19 protein-coding genes and 1 riboswitch are annotated in these 17,354 nt (G+C 39.4%); of the genes, 15 read left to right on the top strand and 4 right to left on the bottom strand.

Annotated elements, in window-relative coordinates; all coding sequences use genetic code 11:
- The 12 genes from cobU to pssA all read left to right on the top strand — a co-directional run bounded on the left by cobU (position 1) and on the right by pssA (position 11,811).
- Positions 1-552, top strand: coding sequence for a bifunctional adenosylcobinamide kinase/adenosylcobinamide-phosphate guanylyltransferase (gene cobU / locus ACUR5C_RS12325; protein WP_454465438.1), 552 nt, complete (start codon positions 1-3; stop codon positions 550-552).
- The gene (locus ACUR5C_RS12320; RefSeq protein ID WP_454465437.1) at positions 549-1,202 is read left to right on the top strand and encodes a histidine phosphatase family protein; all 654 of its coding nucleotides are present in this window, start codon (positions 549-551) and stop codon (positions 1,200-1,202) included. The genes cobU and ACUR5C_RS12320 overlap by 4 nt, the downstream gene beginning before the upstream one ends.
- Positions 1,195-2,760: a cobyric acid synthase gene (locus ACUR5C_RS12315; RefSeq protein WP_454465435.1), complete on the top strand. Its 1,566-nt coding sequence runs from the start codon at positions 1,195-1,197 to the stop codon at positions 2,758-2,760. Before ACUR5C_RS12320 ends, ACUR5C_RS12315 begins: the two co-directional genes overlap by 8 nt.
- A gap of 39 nt (positions 2,761-2,799) precedes the next feature.
- Complete coding sequence (cobO, locus tag ACUR5C_RS12310) at positions 2,800-3,393, top strand: cob(I)yrinic acid a,c-diamide adenosyltransferase (RefSeq protein ID WP_454465434.1); 594 nt, start codon at positions 2,800-2,802, stop codon at positions 3,391-3,393.
- Positions 3,393-4,247, top strand: a complete 855-nt coding sequence (locus ACUR5C_RS12305; RefSeq protein ID WP_454465433.1) for a cobalamin-binding protein — start codon at positions 3,393-3,395, stop codon at positions 4,245-4,247. The genes cobO and ACUR5C_RS12305 overlap by 1 nt, the downstream gene beginning before the upstream one ends.
- Before the next feature lie 40 nt (positions 4,248-4,287).
- Positions 4,288-4,430: riboswitch (cobalamin riboswitch) on the top strand.
- 59 nt (positions 4,431-4,489) lie between these two features.
- The gene (locus tag ACUR5C_RS12300) at positions 4,490-6,277 is read left to right on the top strand and encodes a TonB-dependent receptor domain-containing protein (RefSeq protein WP_454465432.1); all 1,788 of its coding nucleotides are present in this window, start codon (positions 4,490-4,492) and stop codon (positions 6,275-6,277) included.
- A gap of 69 nt (positions 6,278-6,346) precedes the next feature.
- Positions 6,347-6,946: a histidine phosphatase family protein gene (locus ACUR5C_RS12295; protein ID WP_454465431.1), complete on the top strand. Its 600-nt coding sequence runs from the start codon at positions 6,347-6,349 to the stop codon at positions 6,944-6,946.
- The gene (locus tag ACUR5C_RS12290) at positions 6,946-7,959 is read left to right on the top strand and encodes a cobalamin biosynthesis protein CobD/CbiB (RefSeq protein ID WP_454465430.1); all 1,014 of its coding nucleotides are present in this window, start codon (positions 6,946-6,948) and stop codon (positions 7,957-7,959) included. Before ACUR5C_RS12295 ends, ACUR5C_RS12290 begins: the two co-directional genes overlap by 1 nt.
- Positions 7,956-9,017: an aminotransferase class I/II-fold pyridoxal phosphate-dependent enzyme gene (locus tag ACUR5C_RS12285; protein WP_454465429.1), complete on the top strand. Its 1,062-nt coding sequence runs from the start codon at positions 7,956-7,958 to the stop codon at positions 9,015-9,017. The genes ACUR5C_RS12290 and ACUR5C_RS12285 overlap by 4 nt, the downstream gene beginning before the upstream one ends.
- Complete coding sequence (locus ACUR5C_RS12280) at positions 9,014-9,763, top strand: hypothetical protein (protein ID WP_454465428.1); 750 nt, start codon at positions 9,014-9,016, stop codon at positions 9,761-9,763. The genes ACUR5C_RS12285 and ACUR5C_RS12280 overlap by 4 nt, the downstream gene beginning before the upstream one ends.
- Before the next feature lie 118 nt (positions 9,764-9,881).
- Positions 9,882-10,451 carry an elongation factor P-like protein EfpL gene (gene efpL / locus ACUR5C_RS12275; RefSeq protein WP_454465427.1) on the top strand — a complete coding sequence of 190 codons (570 nt, stop codon included), beginning with the start codon at positions 9,882-9,884 and terminating at the stop codon, positions 10,449-10,451.
- Between the two features lie 4 nt (positions 10,452-10,455).
- A complete protein-coding gene (gene pssA / locus ACUR5C_RS12270) occupies positions 10,456-11,811 on the top strand; it encodes a CDP-diacylglycerol--serine O-phosphatidyltransferase (RefSeq protein WP_454465426.1) in 1,356 nt (451 codons plus the stop codon).
- A gap of 92 nt (positions 11,812-11,903) precedes the next feature.
- Here pssA and ACUR5C_RS12265 read toward each other — a convergent pair whose 3' ends face one another.
- Positions 11,904-12,332, bottom strand: coding sequence for an MAPEG family protein (locus tag ACUR5C_RS12265; RefSeq protein ID WP_454465425.1), 429 nt, complete (start codon positions 12,330-12,332; stop codon positions 11,904-11,906).
- Positions 12,333-12,567: 235 nt separating this feature from the next.
- On the opposite strand from ACUR5C_RS12265, the gene ACUR5C_RS12260 reads away from it, so the two are divergent.
- A complete protein-coding gene (locus ACUR5C_RS12260; protein ID WP_454465424.1) occupies positions 12,568-13,608 on the top strand; it encodes an AI-2E family transporter in 1,041 nt (346 codons plus the stop codon).
- 200 nt (positions 13,609-13,808) lie between these two features.
- Here the strand turns inward: ACUR5C_RS12260 and ACUR5C_RS12255 are convergent, their stop codons facing one another.
- Both ACUR5C_RS12255 and ACUR5C_RS12250 read right to left on the bottom strand, forming a co-directional pair.
- On the bottom strand, positions 13,809-14,753 hold the full coding sequence (locus tag ACUR5C_RS12255) for a hypothetical protein (RefSeq protein ID WP_454465423.1): 945 nt from the start codon (positions 14,751-14,753) through the stop codon (positions 13,809-13,811).
- Positions 14,754-14,788: 35 nt separating this feature from the next.
- Positions 14,789-15,121, bottom strand: coding sequence for a PadR family transcriptional regulator (locus ACUR5C_RS12250; protein WP_454465422.1), 333 nt, complete (start codon positions 15,119-15,121; stop codon positions 14,789-14,791).
- 402 nt (positions 15,122-15,523) lie between these two features.
- Between ACUR5C_RS12250 and ACUR5C_RS12245 the strand changes: the two genes are divergently transcribed.
- Both ACUR5C_RS12245 and alaE read left to right on the top strand, forming a co-directional pair.
- On the top strand, positions 15,524-15,847 hold the full coding sequence (locus ACUR5C_RS12245) for a PGPGW domain-containing protein (RefSeq protein WP_454465421.1): 324 nt from the start codon (positions 15,524-15,526) through the stop codon (positions 15,845-15,847).
- A 131-nt stretch (positions 15,848-15,978) separates the two neighbouring features.
- The gene (alaE, locus tag ACUR5C_RS12240) at positions 15,979-16,437 is read left to right on the top strand and encodes an L-alanine exporter AlaE (RefSeq protein ID WP_454465420.1); all 459 of its coding nucleotides are present in this window, start codon (positions 15,979-15,981) and stop codon (positions 16,435-16,437) included.
- On the opposite strand, the gene ACUR5C_RS12235 is transcribed toward alaE, so the two are convergent.
- Positions 16,418-17,080 (bottom strand): aspartate/glutamate racemase family protein, encoded by a 663-nt coding sequence (locus tag ACUR5C_RS12235; RefSeq protein ID WP_454465419.1) that lies wholly within the window; start codon positions 17,078-17,080, stop codon positions 16,418-16,420. The genes alaE and ACUR5C_RS12235 overlap by 20 nt on opposite strands.
- Between the last annotated feature and the right edge of the window lie 274 nt (positions 17,081-17,354).

Below are 17,354 nucleotides of genomic sequence, written 5' to 3'. Positions count from 1 at the left end.
ATGCATTTAATATTAGGTGGTGCTCGCTCCGGAAAAAGCCGTTATGCGGAAGAGCTTGCAAGTGAGTATAAACAAGTTTTATATATTGCTACGGCGCAAGCCAATGATGCTGAAATGAAGCAAAGAATTATTCAACATCAAAATCAGCGCTCGCAGCATTGGTCGCTGATAGAAGAGCCTTTTGAGCTGGCGCAAATTCTTAGCGACCTAGACCCGAAGATTGACTGTGTATTAATTGAATGTATGACTTTATGGTTAAGCAATTGGCTTTGCTCACCCCAAGCTAAACAGTGGAACGAGCAAAAGAGTCAGTTTTTATCTGCTTTAAAATCCAATGCTGCATGTGCAATTTACATTGTTTCTAATGAAGTTGGGAGTGGTATTGTTCCGTTAGGGGAGCTTAGCAGAAAATTTGCCGACGAAGCAGGTTGGTTAAATCAGGCATTAGCCAAACTCGCAAGCGAAGTTACCTTAGTCGTCGCGGGCTGCGAATTAAAGTTAAAAACAGTGCCTTGTGAAAGTTCTGGCAGGAACCTTCGGAGGTCAGATTGAATACTCAAATTATTTTAGTTCGTCACGGAGAGCCTGTACTGCAAAATGCTCTGTTAGGTCATACCGACTCACCTTTAACTGAATTTGGTTGGAAACAGCTCACGGCTCAATTTAACCAGTTGCCAAAATTTGATTTACTCGTTTCTAGTTCGCTTAGCCGATGTTCTGCATTTGCTCAAGACTATGCCGCGCAAAAAAACATCAGCTTGCAACTAGACACTCAATGGCGAGAGTGCTTTTTTGGAGATTGGGATGGACAAAAATACCAAGCACTCCATTCTAGTAACCCACATCAAGTGGGTGAGTTTTTTAAAGATCCGAATAGATTCCCACCGCCGAATGCAGAGTCCTTAGCTGACTTTTCAAGAAGAATAGAGTCAGCCTTTTTAAAGTTGGTGTATAAAAACCAAGGGAAAACAATAGTTATACTTACTCACGCCGGCGTTATTCGCACACTCGTTGCCTGGTGTTTAAAAATTGATTATCTATCTGGAGTGCAGTTTCGACGCTTTAACCTAGACTACGCCAGTCAAACTAAATTGTCTGTGTTTAGTGAAACGTCTGATCAGCAAAGCGAAAAGCTTTATCCCCAGTTAGCAGCTTTGAATATTGGCTGCGGCTTATCAAAAGTGGAGAGCTGTGGTGGCTAAAGGTAAGCTAAAAGGCAGCTTAATGATTCAAGGCACAACTTCAGATGCAGGAAAAAGTATTTGTGTTGCTGGGCTGTGTCGGCTGCTGAAGCGACAAGGGGTATCAGTTGCACCTTTTAAACCGCAAAATATGGCGTTAAATTCTGCGGTAACTGCTAGTGGTGGAGAGATTGGACGCGCTCAAGCATTGCAAGCAATAGCATGTGGTTTAGAGCCTTCTACTGACTTTAACCCCGTTCTACTTAAGCCAAGTTCTGATATGCGCTCTCAGGTTATAATCCATGGTCAGTCAGTGAGTGATTTAGAAGCTCGCTCTTTTGGTGATATTAAACAATTGGCTTTCCACAGCGTGCTTGAGTCTTATGCGCGCTTACAACAGCAGTACGACGTGATTTTAGTAGAAGGTGCAGGCAGCCCTGCAGAAATTAATCTACGCAAAAATGATATTGCAAATATGGGGTTTGCCGAAGCGGTTAATTGCCCTGTAGCGCTTATTGCAGACATTAATCGAGGAGGCGTATTTGCGCATCTAACGGGGACGCTAAATTTACTTTCTAAAACTGAACAGCAAAGAGTTAAAGGCTTAATCATCAATCAGTTTAGAGGGCATTTAAATTTATTGCAGTCGGGTTTAAATTGGTTAGAGCAAAATACCCAAAAGCCTGTACTAGGCGTACTTCCATTCATTCCTCAACTTAAGCTCGACGCAGAAGATGCTATTGATGCAGAACAGATTACACAAAATCCTAAAATTAATATTAAGGTTTTAGTATTACCAAGAATTAGTAATCACACGGACTTTGAGCCGCTCAAATGGCATCCGCAAGTAAACTTAGAATATGTTGTAGCGGGAGGTAGTTTACAAGGTGCTGACTTAATTATTATTCCAGGTAGCAAAAGTGTTAGAGATGATTTGCGCTATATTTATGAACAAGGTTGGCATCAACAGATTCAGCGACACTGCCGTTACTCAGGTAAAGTTTTAGGAATATGTGGTGGCTTTCAAATGTTGGGTGAGTTAATTTCTGATCCATATGGGGTTGAAAGTAAAGCGGGAGAAACCAAAGGGCTTGGTCTCTTAGATATTACGACTAAACTGTACTCAACTAAACAGCTTAAACAAGTTACTGGCCAGTGTTTAATTGGCCAATACAGCCAAGTCGATAGTCAGGCTGGATTGACTGACGCGTCACAACACAACGTTAATTTTATTAATAAAAACAATCTCGATGTTAACGAAACCAATATCGAAGGGTATGAAATTCACTGTGGGAAAAGCAAAGGCTTAGGTTTGGCGCGACCCTTTGCAATTTTGCGCGATCAGGCAAAGCAATCTTATAGCGATGGCGCTGTATCACAAGACAACCAAGTAGCGGGCACTTATATTCATGGATTATTTGAATCGTCACAAGCGCTACTCAATATTTTGCAGTGGTGTCGGCCAGCAAAGTACGAGCCTCAAGATTGGACGCAAATACGAGAACAAGAACTAGACCGACTAGCAGATGTATTTGAGCGGCATTTAAATGTTTCTCAGATAGAAAAAATCATTGGGTGAGCTGGCATTTTTGCAAGCTCAAATTACAAGGAATAAGAAATGGACAAACAAGAAAAGCATAAAATAAAGTCGCAAAAGCAGAAAGAAAAAGTCGATGCAAGTGTAGCTAAAGCACAAATTGAAAAAGGTGTAATGATAGTTATTACTGGTAATGGAAAAGGTAAGTCTACATCGGGTTTTGGTACGGTTGCTCGTTGTGTTGGACATGGTTATAAAGCAGCTGTTGTGCAATTTATTAAAGGCCAATGGGACTGTGGAGAGAGAAACTTACTTGAACAGCATGGTGTGCCTTTTGCCGTAATGGGAACTGGTTTCACTTGGAATACACAAGATAGAAAAGGTGATATTGCTGCAGCTGAAAAAGTATGGCAACAAGCCAAGCAGTTTCTTGCTGATCCTCAGTACCACTTAGTTTTATTAGATGAACTAACCTACATGTTGGGATATGATTATTTAGACAAAGAAGAAGTGCTTAGCGCTATTGCTAACCGGCCACCAGAACAGTCGGTTGTTGTTACTGGCCGTGGTGCGATAAAAGCACTACGTGAAATGGCAGACACGGTGAGCGAAGTGAAGGAAGAAAAACACGCTTTTAAAGCTGGAATTAAAGCGCGCAAAGGAGTTGATTGGTGATGCGCTTATTTCAGAATAAAAGCTGGTTGATAGTGCTAAGCTGCATTTTTAGCAGCGTTGTTAGTGCACAAGAAAGCCCGGCACAAACTGCAGTAAAGAAAATTGTTGCGCTATCACCGTCTTCAGTAGAAATGCTTTTTTATATAGGTTTAGGTGATTCAATTGTTGCCACGGTAGAACATGCGGATTTTCCCGCAGCAGCAAAAAAAATTCCTCGTATAGGTAACTACACAGGTATTCAAATAGAGAGAGTCGTGGCGCTACAACCTGATCTCATTATTGCCTGGAAAGGCGGCAATAAGGCATCGGATCTTAAAAAGCTTGAATCGCTTGGCTTTAAAATGTTTTATACCAACCCTACCAGTATAAACCAAGTTGTCGTTGAAATGCAGCGGTTAGCAAAAACGCTTGGCACAGCAACCTACAGCAGTAAGATGATTGAAACTTTTTCGAAAAAATACCAAACAGTAGTTAAACAATATGCAACAAAAAAGACGGTTAGAACATTTTACCAACTATGGCATGAACCATTGCGAACTGTCGGCGCTGATAGTTGGGTAGAATCATTAATAAAAGATTGTAATGGAGAGAATGTTTTTAGTGATAGTGAAGTTTCTTATCCCTTAGTTTCTATGGAAAGTGTGCTACATAAAAATCCACAAGTGGTTATTATTCCTAATCACTCTGGGAGTGATCAAAGTAACTTAGCTATATGGAATCAATGGAAAGCAATTGAAGCGGTTAAGGAATCACGCATTTTTGAATTAGATGGTGCAAAAATATTACGCGCTGGGCCTCGAGCGATTGATGGCCTAGTCGAGCTTTGCGAGACAATAGATAGTGCTCGTCGCTAAAGAATTGGAATAGACGGGGTTATTAAGCCTGTTACTCAAGGATGAGATTGGTAAGTTTAGTGGTTTGAGTGAGAATCAAACATGAATCGGGAATCTAGTGAAACTCTAGAACTGCCCCCGCAACGGTAAGCCTTGATTGCAAAAAGGTGAAGTCCGGAAACCGGCTAAACTTTTATTTTTATGAGAAATTTCTCACAGACCCTAACGCGGCGGGCGTTAGTTTTAAGAAGGTATTATAGATAATGAAAAAGTGTTTAGTTACAACATCAACTGCATTCGTTTTAGCGGCAGCCTTTATGCCGCAGATCAAAGCCGAAGACGCTAAAATTTTGGTTACTGCGAATCGGATACAACAAAATGTTAATGATGTATTAAGTGATGTGGTTATTATTGATCGAGCAGAAATAGAAAAAGTGCAACCACAGTCACTTATTGATCTTTTGGTTAATGTCGCAGGAATAGACTTTGTACAAAAAGGTGGACATGGTCAAGATAGTTCGTTATTTGTTCGTGGCGCGAACTCGAATCAATTATTGATTTTAGTTGATGGTGTTCGGGTGGGTTCAGCCACCCTAGGAAGTAAATCAATTGCATCAATTTCTATGGCGCAAGTTGAAAAAATTGAAATTGTAAAAGGAGCTCGTGCGGCAATTTGGGGCAGTGACGCGATTGGAGGTGTTATTCAGATTTTTACTCGAGCCTACGACAATGGAGAGCATCGTATTGGGCTGTCTGTAGGATCTAATAGTACTTATGAAGGTGAAGCTTCAGTAGGCTTTGGCAATGATTCTGTTAGCAACACTATTTCGCTGGTGAAAAAGCAGTCTCAAGGATTTGATGTTAGAGACGATGCATCTTTTGATAAAGATGGATATGAAAATCTGTCAGCTTCGTTGCGGGGAAATTATCAACTAGCAAGTAACCATTTAATCGATTGGACAATTCAGTCTGATCGTGGTGAAAATGAATTTGATACTAGCTTTGGCGGTGATGTAAGCTTTTTTAGAAATCGATTATGGAATCTTCGTTATTCGGCACAAATGAACGATTGGAGCACGCAACTGTCTGTCGGCTCAAGTACCGACAAAAGTTACACTGTTGATCCAACATTCGGAAAGAGTCAGTTTGAAACTCAGCGTGATCAAGTTGCTCTTATTACCCGAGGTACACTGACAAAACGTACCTCTGTCGTTGCGGGTATTGATTGGTTTCAAGATGACATAGGCGAAACTACAACGACTTATGCACAACAAAAGCGAGATACTTTTAGCCCTCATGTAAGCATAAATTATATTGGCGACCAATGGATTTTTGATTTAGCGGTAAGAAACGACGATGTTGAAGATGTGGCTACTAAAACAACGCTTAATCTAGCTGCCGGTGTAAAGTTAAACAAGAACCAGTTGTTAAGCCTAAACTTTGGGCAAGGGTTTAAAGCGCCAACGTTTAACGATTTATACTACCCATTCGGTGGAAACCCAGGTTTAGAATTTGAAGAGTCGGATAATTTAGAGCTGGTTTACAAATTAATCATGCCGTTAGGTCGGTTGAGTGCAAGTTTATATACATCTGAAATTGAAAATCTAATTCAATGGGCGCCGAATCAAGATGGTAACTGGCAACCTCAAAATGTTGGTGAAGCAAAGATTCAAGGTGTTGATTTTAACTATAGTATAAACACTCATAGTATTAAACATGAATTTACTGCAAGTTATCTTCAGCCTGAGAATAAGCAAACGGGCGAGCAGCTGCTGCGCAGAGCGAAAACCAGCTTCGGCTATCAGCTATCTTTTAGTAGCGCTGACTTTGATTGGTTTGCTCAAGCAGAATATGCAGGCAAGCGCCAAGATGTATTAGAAACTTTGGCAGCTTATACTCGAGTTAATTTAGGCGCAAGTTATCTGATTAACCAGCATTGGAAAGCTCAGTTAAAAATTAACGATGCATTTAATGAAGCCCCGGTGACTGTTTCGGGATATTTTCCTATCGAAAGAGAATACTACTTGAGTATTAGTTATCAAAACTTTTAATTAGTGTTGCTCGCAGTAAAGCCAAAGACTTTATTGCGAGCGCTAATTTAATAAAGCAGACTTTATATTTTGGAAAAAACTACGACAACTTTTTATATTGCCCGTCATGGAGAAACCGAATGGAATGTTGTTCGTAAACTTCAAGGGCGACTTGACAGTCCGTTGACCTCTGCAGGACAACTTCAGGCGAAGAAAATCGCAAAGCTTTTTGCAGAAAAAGCAATTCAGTTAATATTAACTTCTCCGCTGGGCCGAGCTATTGAAACTGCAAAGTATTGCCAGCAAAGCTTACACTCACCCCTATTAACAATAGACAATTTGCAAGAAAGAGATTTTGGTCATTGGCAAACTCGGTATTTTGACGAGTTAAGAGACTGTCGTGAGTTTGAATCGATATTTTTTCAAGTGACCAGTGCGGCTCCTCCAGGGGGCGAAAGTGGAATAGATTGCGCTAAGCGTATACAGCTTGCATTACAAACAGCAGCCGAAAGTAATCGTGAACAACAGGTCTTAGTCATTACTCATGGAGACGCCATTCGTTGCTTTTTAAACTCTTTTAAAGAAAAAGGTTTTTGTGATGCTTACAGTAAATATGGAAATGGTCAATTTTTTAAAGTTGAATACTGTCATATAAATAAGCAGTTTGTTTATGCGGCCGACAAAATATAATGGAATTAGACTTCGCGTTTTTTATTAGCGCAGTATTAACTTGCGCACTATTGCTGGACTACCTGATTGGAGAAGCAAAGCGTTTTCACTGCTTAGTTGGGTTTGGCGTTGTTGCAACGGCATTAGAGAAAATTTTAAACGGATATGCTAAAAAAAATACTGCGTTTAACCTGTTGCTTAGTGGCTGTTTCGCATGGGCGCTACTAATAATTACTGGGCTAGCCTTTTATTGGATAGTTTATAACATCTTGGCACTAGCAATACTGACTTTGTTCGCGTCGTTGGACACGGCTTTAATAGCAAAGTTTATTATCGATGTTTATGTTGTTTATTGGGCTATCGGATTACGCAGTTTAAAAGAGCACACGCTAAATATATATCAACCAATAAATCAAGGCGAAATTGAGTCAGCGCGCTTCAGGTTAAGCTATTTAGTGAGTCGAGAAACGCGACAGCTTGCGCCCAAGGATATTGCTAGAGCTGCCACTGAAAGTCTGTTTGAGAACGGACACGACGCGGTAGTCGCGAGTATATTTTGGTATTTAGTTGGCGGCGCACCGCTTGTCATTATTCATCGACTCAGTAATACTTTAGATGCAATGTGGGGTTACCGTACTTGTCGATTTAATTATTTTGGTCGTTGCTCAGCAAAAATCGATGATTTTTTAGGTTGGCCATCGGCAAAGCTCACCAGCATTATCTATCTATTCGCTTCATTTAAAAGTCTTCAATCAGTTTATATAGGATTGTTACTCGCAAAACGTCAGGCTAAAAGATACAAGAGTATCAATGGTGGCTGGGCAATTTCTGCCGGAGCCACTGCATTGGGGGTTAGGCTTGGCGGAAAAGCGGTATATCATGATCAAGTATTTTTAGGGCCTATTTTAGGCCGCGGTAAAGATTTAAGAACGCCTCAAATACTTAGTGCGATAAAGCTATTGAATTTCGCTGTTTTGCTTTGTTTAGGATTTGTTTTTTTGATTGAACTTTGCATTATGGTTTACTCAAAATGACCAAACTAATACACGGCGGTCAGCTTATTGCTATCGCAAAACAGTTCGCTCTTGAGCCCTCAGGGTGGCTCGATCTTTCAACTGGAATTAGTCCTTATAGTTACCCAATAAAGGATCAATCATTCCCTTTGCTGAATCGCTTACCGGAAATTGACGAGCGCTTTATGGAGTGCGCTAGAGCTTATTATCAAGTTAATAACTTGTTAGCCACGCATGGTTCTCAAGCAGCAATAAAAGCGCTGCCTTTACTTTGGCTGATGATGAATAAAGCAGACTTGAGTAAAAAACTAGCCAATAAAGATCATAATATGCAGGTTTTTTTACCTAAATATGGCTATAAAGAGCATGAAAAAGCTTGGCGCACCTTTCATTATTCAGCAATTTATTATGAGCATATTAATGAGATCACTGACCTAAAAGTCGGCGATGCGATTGTTGTAATTAATCCCAACAATCCTACGGGTGAATATTTAGACAAACAATGTTTGCACAAATTGAGAATTAGGGCTGAGCGAAAAAATTGCTTACTCGTTGTTGATGAGGCTTTTATGGACGTTATGCCTGTGCAGCATTCGCTTTTAAGCAGGGATGGTTTTTCTCACTGTATAGTCTTGAGATCGTTTGGAAAGTTTTTTGGGTTAGCAGGTTTAAGGTTAGGCTTTGTCAATAGTTCAAAGCAAATTTTAGCGCGCTTGGATGATTTATTAGGGCCTTGGCAGGTAACCGATTTTACTCAAAAAATTGCGCAGCAGGCACTAGAAGACCGCGCCTGGCACTCAATGCAACAGCAACGCCTCCTCAGTCAAAGTAATCGATTAAATGCACTGTTAACTCGATACTTTGTTAAAGAAGACGTCGCTGTTAATTCCGTTACTATGACCGCCTTATTTGTGAGTGTTCGACTCGCCGACGCTGAACGTTGGTTTAATTGTTTAGCGAAACAAAAAATTTATGTAAGACTGTGGGATGATAAGTCGGGATTGCGTTTTGGCATTCCACGGTTGGGCGATTTCGCTCGCCTTGAAAACAGCTTAGCTAATGTATTGAAAAGTTTATGATGAATCAACATGATTTTAACGGTTTGGCCTTAGCCGATAAAGGGCTGTTGCTTCAGGCGGTCTTTAATTTAGATCAATTACCCCCGCCTATGGTGAAGGAGCTGAGAGAAAATAAAACCTACTCACATTATCAACAGGCGCTGCTGTTAGGTAACGTAGGCGGCCGCCTTTGGGAGCTCTTTAATCAGGCTATTTCTAGTCCGCAAGGGAGTGAGCAACAGCTGATATATAGCGATGATCCTTTTGATCGCTTTTCAGCTAACCTTATTGAAAGTCACCTCAAACACTACTACCCAAAACTAAAGTTTTTTCGCCTATACCCCGGATTTAACCAAGAATCTCAAGTTTCTGTGGGTTTACAACAATTAGGAAAGCTAGCAGGTTGGCACTATGACTCACCACTTAAAGTTGGTATTAACTCGCTTTACGGCACTTGGTTTGCCTATCGGGGGCTCTACTTGATTGAAGGTGGGTTTTGCGTAACCAAGCCGCTACAAGCAACAAGCCCCTGTGAAACTTGCAAGACAAAGCCATGCATAAGCGCCTGTGCGGGAAACGCGCTAGAAAGTGGAGCATTAAACTTAAATCAATGTATTGATTATCGCTCTCAAACGGCTTCACGTTGTGAGCAAACATGCGAAGCTCGCTTGGCTTGCCCCATAGCTTCAGCTTACCGCTACTCTAGTCAGCAGCTTAGTTTTCATTATGGGCAATCAATAAAGCTGATTAAATCATTCAAAGTTTAAGGGGGAAGCGCTATTCTCAACTAAGTATGGGCTTTTATTCAGCTTTTCACTTTTCAAGTTAATCGAGAATAAGCTATGATACGCTGGAATTACTCGTCATTTAAACAATGAGATAAAAATGCCTAAAGCAAGTGACTTAAAGCGAGGAATCGCGGTTGAATTTAACGGAAAGATGCTTTTAGTAAAGCAAATTGACGTGCATAGCCCTAGTGCAAGAGGCGCTGCAACTTTATATAAAACTCGGTTTGCCGACATTACGACTGGTGCGAAAGTAGAGCATACGTTTAAAGGCGACGACATGTTAACCCAGGTTGAACTAGGGCGGCATGCAGTCAGTTTTTCGTATATTGATGGTGACGATTATATATTTATGGATAATGAAGACTATACTCAGTATCCATTTAATAAAGAAAGCATTAGTGAAGAGCTGTTATTTATCACCGAAGCAACTCAAGGTCTAGTGGTCTTGACTGTAGACGGCAAGCATGTGGGGCTAGAGTTACCGCAATCGGTGGAACTGGTTATTAGTGAAACCGACCCTTCCATTAAAGGTGCATCAGCTTCTGCGCGAACTAAGCCAGCACGTTTTGATACCGGTTTAACAATTCAAGTACCTGAATACATTGCGAATGGTGAAAAAGTCAAAGTTAATACTGCAGACAGAAAGTTTATGGGGCGCGCAGACTAGACTAATGAAGTTAACTAATAAAAATAAGCCGCTCAATTGTGGACTCAACTCGATACCCATTGCAGCAGAGAAAATCGAAATAATCGAAACGCCAAAAGAGTTCGCTGATAAATTGATGGCGCTAATTGCGAATGCAAAAGAGCGAATTTATATCACTGCGCTTTATCTACAAGATGATACTGCAGGCAAAGAAATTCTAGAAGCTATCTATCAGGCAAAGCAAGCCAAGCCTAATTTAGATGTTAAAATATTTGTTGACTATTTACGCGCCCAAAGAGGGCTAATGGGGCAGGCTAAAAGCATTGGTAATGTTAGGCTATATCGTGAACTGGCCAATAAATATGAACACCAAATTGACATTCTGGGCGTGCCAGTAAAAACCAAAGAAGTATTAGGCGTTTTACATCTTAAAGGGTTTATTTTTGACGATACACTGCTTTATAGCGGAGCAAGTATCAATAATGTCTATTTACAGCAAGAGCAACGGTATCGTTACGACCGTTACCACCTGATTCATGATAAAACGCTAACCAACAGTATGGTGAATTACCTTAATAGTTATTTAGCGAATGCTAAAGCGGTGAAATCATTAACCGCAAAAAGCTTACCTGATAAAACTCAGTTAAAACAAGTGATAAAGCAATTAAAAAACAGTTTACGCCAAGTAAATTATACCGTGCCTACAGCCAAAGCTAAGCAAAATGACGGAGAAGTCTTAGTGACGCCTTTGCTTGGTTTTGGGGGGCGTAAGAATATGCTTAATAACTCTATTTATGAGCTAGTGAAACAAACAGAGAAAAAATTAACAATTTTCACACCCTACTTTAATTTGCCGAATAAAATAAATAAAGCTGTTAGACGCAGTTTAAAACAGGGAAAAGAGGTTGAAATTGTAGTCGGTGACAAAACCGCCAATGACTTTTTTATTCCTGTTGAACAGGAATTTAATCGCATAGGTATTGTGCCTTATGTTTACGAAACTAATTTAAGAAAGTTTGTAAAGCGTAACCAAAAATTTATTGATTCAGGGCTATTAAATGTACGCCTTTGGAAAGACGGCGAAAACAGTTTTCACTTAAAAGGAATTAGTTGTGACGAAAAAAATCATCTAATTACTGGGCACAATTTAAACCCTCGCGCGTGTCGTCTTGATTTAGAAAATGGTATTTTAATTGAAGACTCTAACAAGTTATTAGCGCAAAAATTTGCGCATGAGTTGGCAACAATTTTAACTCATACCACTCGCTTGGAGCATTTTAATCAAGTAGAAACGATTAAAGATTACCCTGCTGCAGCCTCAAAGTTAATGCGCTCGGTAAAGCGAGCAAAGTTAGATAGTATTCTGAATAGATTGTTATAGTAAATAGAATGATTTAGTAGTAGAGGCCCTTACTCAATAAGGGCCTTGATAGAAAACCGCAAGCTTTCACTGTTAGCTACAAAGTATACGGCCTAAGCGCCAGCCACCTTAAGCGCTAAAATTACCCAATAGGCAATCAGTACCAAACAGCTTATGACATAAATTCTAAAACGATTAATTACCTTATTGCTTGTGCAATGAACATAGCTATGTAAATAACGCAGTGCAACATATCCCCATGCTAAATACACTAATAGATTAGAAGCGACATTTAACGCTAAAGTTATCGCTATTGCAGCGTAAAACATGACCGGTACTTCGAATAAATTAGAAAAATTACGGGCAAATTTTCTGATGTTTTCTGGCTCATTAGCTTCTTGGTATAGCTTATAGTAATTAACATCAACCTCTTTGTTTTTGGCTGCCTTAAAGCGTTTAAAGCCCATTGTAAACAAGATAACAAAGGTTAAGCTAACTAACGCAAAGGCCGCAAAGAATAGTTGTAAGTTGATTGGTGACATAGCTGTTCTCGGTTTAAGTTTGAATGACTCTATACTAAAGGCTTTTTGCTAGTATTGTAAACTCATCTACTTATTATAAATATTGAGTCAGTATTAAACTTAAGTGATCTGCAGCAAATGGAGGTTGTTTTTAGAATCTAAAGCAGGGCAGCGGTGACTCCATTTTAAGCCTCGCATGAAAAACTAAGATATGCTATATAGTGCAGTTGATTAAAAAACTTAAAGGCTATAGTCAATGAAAGACAATTCGTTAGCTCATCAGACTCCATTATTAGTTACTTTAGCGGCATTTGTGATTGTCGTTGCCGGGCTTAAAGTTGCAGCGCCACTGATAGCACAGTTTTTAATGGCTTTGTTTATTGCGGTTGTGTGTACGCCCTCAATTCGCTGGATGGAAGCTAGGAAAATACCTCGTAGTATTGCGATCATGTTGGTTTTATTTGTGATTTTACTTTTCGTATACGTGGTTGTTGCCTTGGTTGGAGATTCTATTCAATCGTTTGGTGATAATAAGGTTTTATACCTTGAAAAATTAGATAAACAGCTGAATGCGTTATTCACTTGGCTAGCTTCGTTAGGTATTCCAACCGATGGTTTAGAGGTTTCTGCATTATTAGAAAAATTAGATTTAATGGCACTTTTAACGCGCTTAGTAGGGGGGATAGGCGTTATTTTTGGCGATTTTTTTGTGATTTTCTTAAGCGTGATATTTATTTTGGCCGAAACCACTAGCTTTCCAGCAAAGTTTGAAAAAGCATTTAAAGGCAGCCAAGACAACATGGTTTACGTGAGTGACATTTTAGAAAAAATTCGTCACTATTTGGCGATTAAAGCTGGAACCAGCTTGTTAACGGGTGCACTAGTATCCTTGCTTTTGTTTTTTATTGGTGTCGACTACCCCTTTCTTTGGGGGATGCTCGCATTTTTGCTTAACTTTATACCTAATATTGGCTCTATTATCGCGGCGATTCCTGCGCTATTGCTCGCACTTGTTCAATTAGGCCCCTTGGCAATGCTTTGGACTGGCCTTAGTTTTTTTGCGGTTAATAATTTAGTTGGTAACTTTTTAGAACCTAAGTTGATGGGAAAAAAATTAGGCTTGTCTGCATTTGTGGTTTTTTTATCGTTAATATTTTGGGGTTATATTTTTGGTTCGGTAGGAATGTTTTTATCTGTGCCTTTAACTATGACGATAAAAATAGTGCTTGATACTAACGATAAAACTCGCTGGCTAGGTATTTTGCTTGGGCCGGAAGAGCAGGCGAGCGCAAAATAAGCCGCGTTTATTTTTACTGAAATTAATTGATCCGGTGATAAATGCGGTAATCGCTTTACCCTGACTTTTTTAGTTACAACAAGTGAGCTTTTTTAAAGAGGCGGCTGCAATTAATCTAAAATAAGCCTTTTACATCTGTTAAGCAGATATAACAGGATTAGACTTATTGGGAATAAAAGCAGCCTTTGGGTTTATTTACTTTAATCTTTTAATTGTTTTAAAGAGTCTAAAGTATCCCAAATAGTAAAAGTGCCGATGACTCCCAAGGTAATGTAAGAACTTAATTCTATATTTTCTTTTATGCTGTTTTTAATCAAGTTCGAGTCGGTTGCTTCAATTGTTATAATGGGATCAAACTGAGATATTAAAAATATCACGGCAAGAACGGCAATATTGAGTAAAATGTTTAGCACTAAAGTAATGTGACTCCAACCTGCGAGCATGATTTTGTGAATACACAGCACAATGTTCAAAGCCATTAGGCTTAGAATCATCCAGCTGACGCTGCCCCATGCGTCGCTAAGATAAACGCGGTACTCTAAAGTGTTTGAATGAAAGCTTGTCGGCCAGTCAATAAAACCCATCCACCATGAAAAGAAAATTAAATAAACCGTCAATTCAAAAGTAGATTCCATACGGCTGATGGCAAGCTTTTTAGAAGGCTGGGTTAATGCTTTTGGGGTCCAAGCGTAAAGCGGCTCAATATCGACTTGATTTCTTTCTAATAAATAGAAAATCCCGGTTATTATCACAAATACCCAAATAGCAGTCTCAAATAGTTGAAAGCCAATCCTAATTAGTCCACCAATAATATTGCCAGATATGACCACTTCGGGTAATGCTATCAATGCAGCAAGGGTAAGGTAAACTAAAAGTCCAAACTTAAGTGCTTGCTTGTAAATTGGGAAATATTGTTCACTGATAAGCGCTTGATTTGGGGAATAAGCTGCAGCTATTTTTACGGGGTGACCAAAAGTTTTTAATAGGTCGTTGAGTTCATCTTGGGTGAGTGTTCGGGCGAGTATTTCTTCCTTTTCCTCAATTTGGGCATATATAAGCGAAGCTAATTCGTCTCTTACTTCTTGTCTTTGTTCTTCGGCTAAATTAGCCGAAACATAATTTAAATAGGACTCAACCTGTTTCATCTTATTCTCCATTAATAGATTCTGTCAATGTTAGGCTAATCACTTAAAATCGAACTTAAAGTTGACTCAACCTGGTACCACTCTTTTGATAGTTCACTTAGCGTCGACTCTCCTTCTGGAGAAAGTCGATAGAAACGTTTGTTACGGTTATTTTCTTCACGCCACTCGCTAATCAAAAGATTTTGCTTTTCTAACCGCCTAACTAGCGGGTAAAGTGTGCCTTCATCAATTTCTAGGCCTTTAGCGCTTAAATTTTTTCTTAATGAATAGGCATAGTGCTCATCTCTTAATTCAGCTAATACCGCAAGTATTAATACGCCTCGACGAAGTTCATTTTTTAACTTTTGATAATGTTCACTCTCGCTCATATAGATCCTTGAATTCAGTTTCAGCCTATCTAAAATGGCGTTATGCCAATTTGATCATCTGCTTATTGCTTTTGAGTTACTAACGTAAACCAGTATTGCAGCAACATATTACCCTGCGATAGTTACTAGTGAGTCAAAATATACTGTATGTCATCTAGTACTATGCGATAAACAGTACTGTATGGCAAATGGTACTGTGTGTCAACAGGTATATGAAAAACTGTATTGATTGACGGGCTAAGAAAAATTGGAAAGGGCAATTCGAACAGCTAAATTGTCTTGACATAAAATGTCTTGTTACATTTACACAAACCCAAAAACAGTTTGTAAGATTAAACTAATTGGGTGCTTTGGAATAACTAGCAAGAACTTACACAGCTAATGTCTCAGGAGAAGAGTAAAATGCATACTCGTTTTAATTGGCGGCTAAAGAATGCGAAAGTTATGCTATTCGATTGGTTTAATTCGCCTTTAGGGCGGCCAGTTAGAAAGCTACTACTAACTTTTTTCGGTGTACTAATCACTTTATTAGGCGTTGTTCTGATCATATTGCCCGGTCCCGCTTTCTTACTGATTCCTATTGGACTTGCTTTGTTAGCGCTTGAGTATCAATTTGCGCGCAAGTGGTTGCGTCAATGCCAGCGTTGGATGACCGCCTCTGCTAAAAAAGCTGACGAGTCTATCGACCGCTGTTTAAGTTTCTTCCGTTCTCGAAAAGTAAAGTAAGTATTTAATTTTCCTTCTTATCTGGGGTGTTAGTCACCCCTTTTTTTTGTCTTAGAATTTGTTTTAATACTGCAGGTTCACATTTCTAGTGGTAAAATCGCGCCCCATTTCTATAGATCGAGTGACAAAACGTGAACCAGCAAACCAAACAGCGATGGCTCACCATTTGGACAGACATTTTTGCGTTAAATAGCTTTTCATACTTGGTATCAGCGCCAATAGAGTTAATTATCGCGGGTATGAGTTGGCAAGAGCACCTTCAAGTAAGATTAGTTGCAGCAATTTTAAATACGTTAGTCGCTGTGCCTTTTGGGTGGTGGCGAGCATTTATAGTTCGATTAACAAACTTAAACGTTAGAGACTCTTTTATTAAAGTATACCTAGTTGATACTTTAATTTTTCTGTCATTTCAACTGCCACTTTATGTTGGAAATCTAGTCTTGGGTGGGGCTGAAATGTCAGAAATATTAGCCGCTACAATTACTATTACTTTAATTGCAGGGCTTTTAGGTAGGCCCTATGGTATCTATTTAGATTGGCTCAAGGTAAAGCATGGCTTAAAGCATACGCTTAAGCCAGCTGTTGTCTAATCATTTCTAGCATTCTTTGTGAAGGTAAGAATAGTTTTACATCTTTTGCTAAAGCGTCAAGTTCGTCAAAAAAATAGTCAAAGTGAGTACAGCCTAAAATCAAGATTTGAATGCCACTTTTGGCAAGCGTTTGCATTAAGTCGCCTAAGGCATGACTTTGAATAATCTGCTCGGCAGGTAAACCTGCCTCAACGTCTTCAACTATTTGCAAGTTGCCTACACCAATCACTTTAGCAGTAGAATTAAAGGCTAAAATAGTGCGTTCAATATTGGCGCAGCTTTGACAGTTTGCCGCCAATAGTCCGTAATTGCGATAGCGTGTATTTAATTCTCTATAAACATCTAAAGGGTTAACAATAGGTACTTGGCACTGACTCCTAACCAGATTTTCATTGATAGCGCCACTGAGCGAGTTACAGTAAATCACCACGCCGTCAGCACCTTTTTCAACTAACTCGTTGGCTTTATCAATAACCATTTGGTTAAGTTTGTCGGCATCTAAAGCTTGTAATCTAGTTTGTGCTTGAGGAGAGTCTGATAACCAAACGCCTTGAGCGTCTAGGCCCTGGGATTGAACATATTTTATTCCAAACTGAGTATCAGTTTTAGTGCCTGCAATAATGCCAATACAAAGTTTTTTCACTAGGGTTTAAAGTCATGGGGGGATCGAGGCTCTATTTTAATCGCTATTGGCGTTAGAAGCAATTGAGAACTCATGCTCCCATTGAAACTGGCAGCCTAGCTATAGCAATATTTAAAACTGAAAAGATGCGACTTAAAAATAGCTATTGATTATTTGTTTGGTTAAAAGGGTATAAAAAAGTGCTCGGAAAGAGCACTTAATAGTGATTACATTATAGTAAAACATAAAATGCCCTTGGTGTTTAAAGGGCATTACATCTGCTCGACAGGAAGAA

This window comes from Aliikangiella aequoris, from assembly GCF_053709105.1.
This window is presented reverse-complemented; position numbering and strand designations above follow the sequence as displayed.